Source organism: Granulicella cerasi, assembly GCF_025685575.1.
Classification (GTDB): Bacteria; Acidobacteriota; Terriglobia; order Terriglobales; family Acidobacteriaceae; genus Granulicella; species Granulicella cerasi.
In genome coordinates, this window is record NZ_JAGSYD010000001.1 from 1,297,803 (window position 1) to 1,304,602 (window position 6,800).

The 6,800-nt window shown below is 60.1% G+C and carries 6 protein-coding genes; 2 read left to right on the top strand and 4 right to left on the bottom strand.

The features are described from left to right. Positions 1-122: 122 nt before the first annotated feature. The gene (locus OHL11_RS05420; protein ID WP_263370449.1) at positions 123-1,970 is read right to left on the bottom strand and encodes a phosphoenolpyruvate carboxykinase (GTP); all 1,848 of its coding nucleotides are present in this window, start codon (positions 1,968-1,970) and stop codon (positions 123-125) included. A 224-nt stretch (positions 1,971-2,194) separates the two neighbouring features. On the opposite strand from OHL11_RS05420, the gene OHL11_RS05425 reads away from it, so the two are divergent. Next, positions 2,195-3,544 carry an NAD(P)/FAD-dependent oxidoreductase gene (locus OHL11_RS05425; RefSeq protein WP_390235741.1) on the top strand — a complete coding sequence of 450 codons (1,350 nt, stop codon included), beginning with the start codon at positions 2,195-2,197 and terminating at the stop codon, positions 3,542-3,544. A gap of 86 nt (positions 3,545-3,630) precedes the next feature. Here the strand turns inward: OHL11_RS05425 and OHL11_RS05430 are convergent, their stop codons facing one another. Together OHL11_RS05430 and OHL11_RS05435 are read right to left on the bottom strand one after the other, a co-directional pair. Next, entirely contained in the window at positions 3,631-4,227 is a 597-nt protein-coding gene (locus OHL11_RS05430; protein ID WP_263370451.1) for an outer membrane beta-barrel protein, read from the bottom strand. Positions 4,228-4,393: 166 nt separating this feature from the next. Further along, on the bottom strand, positions 4,394-5,323 hold the full coding sequence (locus OHL11_RS05435) for a branched-chain amino acid transaminase (RefSeq protein WP_263370452.1): 930 nt from the start codon (positions 5,321-5,323) through the stop codon (positions 4,394-4,396). A gap of 151 nt (positions 5,324-5,474) precedes the next feature. Here OHL11_RS05435 and OHL11_RS05440 point away from each other — a divergent pair, with 151 nt between their 5' ends. Next, positions 5,475-6,167 carry a MarC family protein gene (locus tag OHL11_RS05440; RefSeq protein ID WP_263370453.1) on the top strand — a complete coding sequence of 231 codons (693 nt, stop codon included), beginning with the start codon at positions 5,475-5,477 and terminating at the stop codon, positions 6,165-6,167. 356 nt (positions 6,168-6,523) lie between these two features. Here OHL11_RS05440 and OHL11_RS05445 read toward each other — a convergent pair. After that, positions 6,524-6,800: hypothetical protein (locus OHL11_RS05445; protein ID WP_263370454.1), on the bottom strand; the 277-nt coding region annotated here is incomplete at its 5' end.

The window sequence follows — 6,800 nt, forward strand, 5'->3', positions numbered from 1 at the left end:
CGCAAAGTGTCAAGCGGCGGTTCGTGCGAGAGGAGCTGTATGTTCCTTTCAGGGGGTCAGGGTTTCTGTGATCCAGGATGTCAGCAAGGCGACGGCCATCCTTCGCTGGATGGCCGTTGTGGTTAGAGGCGGCAGATGAGCAGCTCGCGTTCGTAGATCATCTCGGGTGGAAGGTGGTCATGGAGGGCGATGAAGAGCTCTTCGTGGCCCATGACTTCGCGCTTCCAGGCGTCGCGATCGACGCGTTCGAGCTCGGCGAACTTCTCGCGCGAGACATCCAGGCCCTGCCAGTTGATGTCTTCGTAGTACGGTGTCCAGCCGATGGCGGTTTCCTTGCCTTGAGCGCGGCCGCGGACGCGGTCCACGATCCACTTGAGGACGCGCATGTTTTCGCCGAAGCCCGGCCAGAGAAACTTGCCGTTCTCGTCGCGGCGGAACCAGTTGACCTGAAAGACGCGTGGTGTGGAGGCAAGTTCGCGTTGCATCTTGATCCAGTGACGGAAGTAGTCGCCCATGTGATAGCCGCAGAAGGGCAGCATCGCCATGGGGTCGCGGCGCACGTTGCCGGTGGCTCCGGCCATGGCCGCGGTGGTTTCTGAGCCCATCGTTGCGCCGAGATAGACACCGCTGGACCAGTTGAAGCTCTGAAAGACGAGCGGCACAGTGCTGGCGCGGCGACCGCCGAAGAGGATCGCGGAGATCGGCACGCCTTCGTGTGACTCCCATGCTTCGCGGTCGAAGACGGGGCACTGCGACGCCGGTGCGGTGAAGCGCCCGTTGGGATGCGCGGCGGGTGTGGTGCTTGCGGGCGTCCACTTGTTGCCGCGCCAGTCTTCGATCTCCACATCGGTGGGTGGGGCGTCGGTCATGCCTTCCCACCACACGCCTTCGGGCTTGCCGTTGCGCAGGGTGAGCGCGACGTTGGTGAAGATGGTATTGCGTGAGAGCGTGGCCATCGCGTTGGGGTTGGTGTGCGCGCTGGTGCCGGGGGCCACGCCGAAGAAGCCTGCCTCAGGATTGATGGCGCGGAGATGGCCCTGCGCGTCGGGCTTGATCCACGCGATGTCGTCGCCAACGCACCAAGTCTTCCAGCCCTCGAAGCCCGCAGGCGGAATCATCATGGCGAAGTTCGTCTTGCCGCAGGCGGAGGGAAAAGCTGCGGCGACGTAGGTCTTCTCGCCTTCGGGCGACTCGACGCCGAGGATGAGCATGTGCTCGGCCATCCAGCCTTCGTCGCGGGCGATGTTGCTGGCAATGCGCAGCGCGAAGCACTTCTTGCCGAGCAGCGCGTTGCCACCGTAGCCGGAGCCGTAGCTCCAGATCTCGCGGGTCTCGGGGAAGTGCACGATGTACTTGTTGTCGTTTTGCGGCCAGGGGACGTCCTGCTCGCCGGGTGCGAGTGGAGCGCCGACGGTGTGCATGCACGGCACAACGCGCTTGGTGTCGCGGTCGATCTCCTCGAAGACCTGCTTGCCGATGCGCGCCATGATGCGCATGTTGACGACGGCATAGGGGGAGTCGGTGAGCTGCACGCCGATCTGCGAAAGCTCGGAGCCGATGGGGCCCATCGAGAAGGCGAGCACATACATCGTGCGGCCCTTCATGGCGCCGCGGAAGAGGCCCTTGAGCTTCTTGCGCATCGCGAAGGGGTCTTCCCAGTTGTTCGTGGGGCCGGCGTTGTCTTTGCTCAGCGAGCAGATGAAGGTGCGGTCTTCGACGCGGGCGACGTCGTTGGGCGAGGAGCGCGCATAGAAGCAGCCCGGCCACAGCTTCTCGTTGAGCTTGACGAAGGTGCCGCCGTCGACGAGCTTCTGGCAGAGGTACTCGTTCTCGGCCTCGGAGCCATCGACCCAGTGAATAGCGTCAGGCTGGCAGAGGTCGGCCATCTTTTCGACCCAGCGGATCAGGTGTTTGTTGGTTGTCAGGACCTTGGTGGAAGCGGCGGTCGACGGTTTTACGGCTGCGCTCATTCGCGGTTCTCCTCGTGGGCTAACTTTGTAGACCTCGACGGATGCGATTGTCCCGAGCCGATTCCGAAAATGTTGCGAAAATCGGCGTTTCGGAACGGTAATCGGAGAGTCGGCTGAGGCTGCCTGACTGGCGTCCGCACCGGTTTTGCCGCCTCCACGCGACCATAGCGGCAACGGCTGCATCTGAAGAGATGCATACGATGATGGCGAAGGAGACTTTACGCGTGAGTGAAGTGACAGTAGGCAGGCGTCCGCGAGTGGTGGTGGTGGGCGCGGGTTTTGGTGGCATCAACGCCGCGATGGAGCTGGGGAAGTTGCCGGTGGATGTTACGGTCGTTGACCGGCGCAATCACCACACGTTTCAACCGCTGCTGTATCAGGTGGCGATGGCGGTGCTTTCGCCGGCTGACATTGCGCAGCCGATTCGCTCGATTCTGAACGGCTTCAACAACATTGAAGTGACGATGGACGAGGTGCAGGCGATCGACAAGGAGTCGAAGCGGCTGAAGCTCTCGTCGGGCACGGTGCTTGCGTATGACTACCTGATCGTTGCGACGGGTTCGACGCATAGCTATTTTGGCCATGACGATTGGGCGAAGCTGGCACCGGGCTTGAAGACGGTGGAAGATGCGACGGAGATCCGTCGGCGCGTTCTGCTGGCGTTTGAACTGGCGGAGCGTCAGATGCTGGAGACGGGCACGCATCCTCCCTTGAACTTTGTGGTGATTGGTGGCGGCCCGACGGGCGTCGAGTTGGCCGGAGCTATTTCAGACATTTCACGTCTGTATATGACGAAGGACTTCCGTCACATCGATCCGAGCGTGGCGACGGTGATGATCCTTGAGGGTTCGCCTGCGATTCTCGGCGCATACCCGAAGGACCTTCAGGAGAAAGCTGTCGAGCAGCTTCATGCGCTAGGCGTGCAGACGCGAACAGGTTCGCATGTGACCGAGATCGGCGAAGGCTATGTGAAGATCGGCGACGAGCGCATCGAGAGTGTGTGCACGCTTTGGGCAGCAGGTGTTCAGCCTTCACCGCTGGGCAAAGCGCTCGGTGTGGAAGTCGACCGCAAGGGATGCGTTCTGGTGGATGAGCACTTGAATCCTGCGGGACATCCTGAAATCTTCGTGTGCGGCGATCTTGCGCACTTTGAGCAGGACGGCAAGCAGGTTCCGGGCGTAGCGCAGCCTGCGATGCAGATGGGCAAGTACGCGGCGCAGCGTATCGGCTTGCTGATCAGCGGTCGTGCCGCAGGGCAGAAGGCGTTCCGCTACTTTGATAAGGGCGACATGGCGACGATCGGCCGCAAGGCTGCGGTCGCGCGCATCGTCTGGCCGTTCAAGGCGAACTGGTCCGGCTTTATGGCCTGGATCACGTGGCTTACCGTGCATGTGTTCTTCCTCATCGGCTTCCGTAACCGCTTCAGCGTGTTTCGCGAGTGGGCGTGGACGTACATTTGGAAGCGCGATGGCGTGAGACTGATCGTGGGCTCGCAGGATCTACCCGGCTGGGACCAGCTGGCTGATAAAGAATTGGCCGCGCGGCAGGCAACGAGTAGTTTGCCGCTGGACTAGTTTGCGCTGGACTAAGCAACAGGAACCAGCAAAGCAGAAGGGCAGCCGCGATGGCTGCCCTTGCTTATGTTGCTTGACGAAGAAGTTTACTTGCCGAAGCGGAAGACCAGACCGCTCGAGAGCGTGAAGAGGCTCGCCGAGGGAATCGAGGTATTCGCGCGTTCGATCTGGCTGGACATGGTCTGCAGCGTACCGTAGCTCAATTCGATGGCGCGGAAGTCCACATGCTTGGCGATGGGGTAGTCCAGGCCGCCGGTGACGGCCCAGGTGATCTTGGTCGTCGTGATCGTGCTGTGCGGCGCGTGCGTGCTGCCGGCACCGATGCCGAGCTGACCATAAGGGCGAATGCCATAACGAACAGGCTTGCCTGCAATGCGGGCTGCGACGGAGAACTCGTTCAGCGCGGCATTATTGCCATGCAGAATCGACTCGCGGAGATCGACACCGGCGTCGAACTTTTCCGCGTGAAAGAAGTCGTAGTAGCCGCCGAAGTCTACGCCGCCGAACCAGCGCGAGGTCGTGTTGTCGCCGAGAAACGAGAAGACGCCGGAGTCTGCCGTGCCGATGTGCACATGCGTTGCAACCGGGTTCAGGTAGAGGCCAACCTGGGCGTGTGAAGTGGTCGAAGCAAAGAGGCTCGCAAGAGCCAGCGCCATGGCCGGAAGAAGGTGCCGCAATTTCATCAACAGAGGTTTCCTTACCTGGATCCGCTAGCGCGTTGGGGCGCGAGCACTTTTAGTCTATTGCACGGCGCGCGGAAACGACGAATCCTGCCCGGAAAAACAAGGAGGGTGGAAAAAGGGAAGAGGCGACCCGAAGGTCGCCTCTTGGTGTCTCTTGCTGCCAGGCTTACGCCTTGCTCGCTACCGTTACCGGCGTGAGCCAGTTGTAGCGGTCAGGCGCGTTGCCGTTGACGATGTCGAAGAACGCCTTGTGCAGCGCGGTGGTGATCGGACCCATCTTTCCGTCGGCGATCATGATGCGATCCACCGAGCGCAGATGCGAGACCTCTGCAGCCGTACCGGTGAAGAACGCTTCGTCGCAAATGTAGAGCAGTTCACGCGGGAGCGTCTGCTCCACCACGGGAATACCCATCTGGCGCGCGAGCACGAGAATCGAGTCACGCGTGATGCCGTTCAGCACCGAGTTCGCCAGCGGCGTGGTGTAGAGCACACCGTCGCGCACGAGGAAGAGGTTCTCACCCGAGCCTTCGCTGAGATAACCGTTGCGATCCAGCGCGATGCCTTCGACATAGCCGTTCGCGTCAGCCTCCATGCGGATGAGCTGCGAGTTCATGTAGTTTGCGCCGGCCTTCGCGAGCGAAGGCATGGTGTTCGGCGCAAGGCGGTTCCAGCTGGATATGCAGACATCCGCGCCGTCGTTGCCGGCAACATACTTGCCCCACGGGAAGTTCGCGATGTAGACCTCGACCGGCGACTTCAACGGGCTCACGCCGATTTCACCGTAGCCACGGAAGGCGATCGGGCGAATGTAGCAAGGTGCCACGCCGTTCGCTTCGACTACGTTGATCACGGCGTCGCAGAGCTGATCGAGCGTGTAGTCGATTGGCATGCGGTAGATCTTTGCGGAGTAGATAAGTCGCTGCATGTGCTCGCGAAGGCGGAAGATACCCGCCCCAGTCGGCTGTGTGTAGGCACGAATGCCTTCAAAGACCGATGAGCCGTAGTGGATAACGTGGCTCATCACATGGATCTGGGCTTTCTCCCAGGGAATCAACTGGCCGTTGTGCCAGATGTTCGGGGTTGTTTCAATCGGCATAGAAGCTCCTTCGCGTGGTTCTGATTATACGGAGGAGATTGTGCCGCGCGCGTGTCATCACGATGAAGTGTTTGAGTTTCGCTGTAGCGCGTGGGCATGGCACAATGCCGAGAACGGCATCGTGCATCCGCACCTGTGCCAAAGGAAGCAGATGCTCGTACCGATTCCCACCAGCGCCGCGTTGACCCATATAGAGAGCTCCGCACTCGTGCGCTTCTCGCTGCTGGCGTTGTCGTCCATTCTGTTCTTGGTGGATCCGTTCGCCGCGCTGCCTACGTTCCTTGCCGTGACGGCAGATCAGGATGACGCCAAGCGCAAGCGCACTGCACGCAAAGCATCGCTGACGGCGTTCGTTGTCTTGACCACCTTTGCGTTGGTGGGAACGTACCTCTTCCGCATCTTCGGAATCACGATTCCTGCGTTCGAGATATGCGGTGGCATCATTCTGTTGCTGATCGGCCTCGACATGTTGGAGGCCAAGCGTTCCGCCACACAGGAGTCGCCGAGCGAGACCGCGGCGGCGAGCACGAAGGATGATGCGGGCATTGTGCCGATGGGCATCCCGATGTTGGCTGGACCGGGTTCGATCACCTCCGTGATGGTGCTGGTCGGGCAGGTGCGTTCGACGGCGCAGTTTCTAGCGGTGCTCGCAGCGATCCTCGTAACGATGCTGATCTGCTGGGGAGTGCTGCATCAGGCCGCCCGCGTTGCGGCGATGCTTGGGGAAACAGGAATTCGCATCCTCGTCCGCATCATGGGACTGCTGCTGGTGGCTCTTGCGGTGCAGTATTTTGTGAATGGTTTCGTGGATCTGGGTGTGCTGAACAGGCCTTCGTTGCCGTAAGGCAGCGCAGTCACGAAACTTTGGCGGATTTTTTAGCGAGTGTTCATCGGGTTTTCGCGCAATCTTCCACAGACATCCACAAGTATCCACGTTGCTCGAAGCTGGGCAGGCTGGTAATGTCATTCAAGTGGTCACGAGGTCGGCAACGACGAGTGAACACGAGGGGTAAACAGTGGACTTGCACGAAAGCGCGGTTCTGCTGTAATCTCAAAAAGTCGTTGAAGCGCGCGAGCGTATGAGACGGCGATGAGCTTCGCGCCGTGTAGTATTGGCCAGTCGGAGCGCAGTCCAAGTGTTTGTGGGATAAGAGCTTTCGAGCCACCCTTACCAAACCCAAGTCACTGCAGGTTTTATAGCTAAGGGAGCTGAGTGCTCCGCTGTCGTTTGTCGGCAGTGCGATCTTTAGGTTTTTGTGCTGTTGTTGCTGCGAGATTTTGCAGCCTTGAGTAGGCCATGATGGCCGGGTAGAAACCAGCAGGAACTGGCCCGGAGTTTGGTTGAAGGGGTTGAGAAAATAAGCGGTTGACAAGCGAACGAGAGTTCGATACTCTTAGAAAGTTCGCGCAAGACGAAGCGACGAGATGAAGCGAAGCGGTGAAGTAGCCCGCAAGTAGCGATAAAGTCTCTCCCACA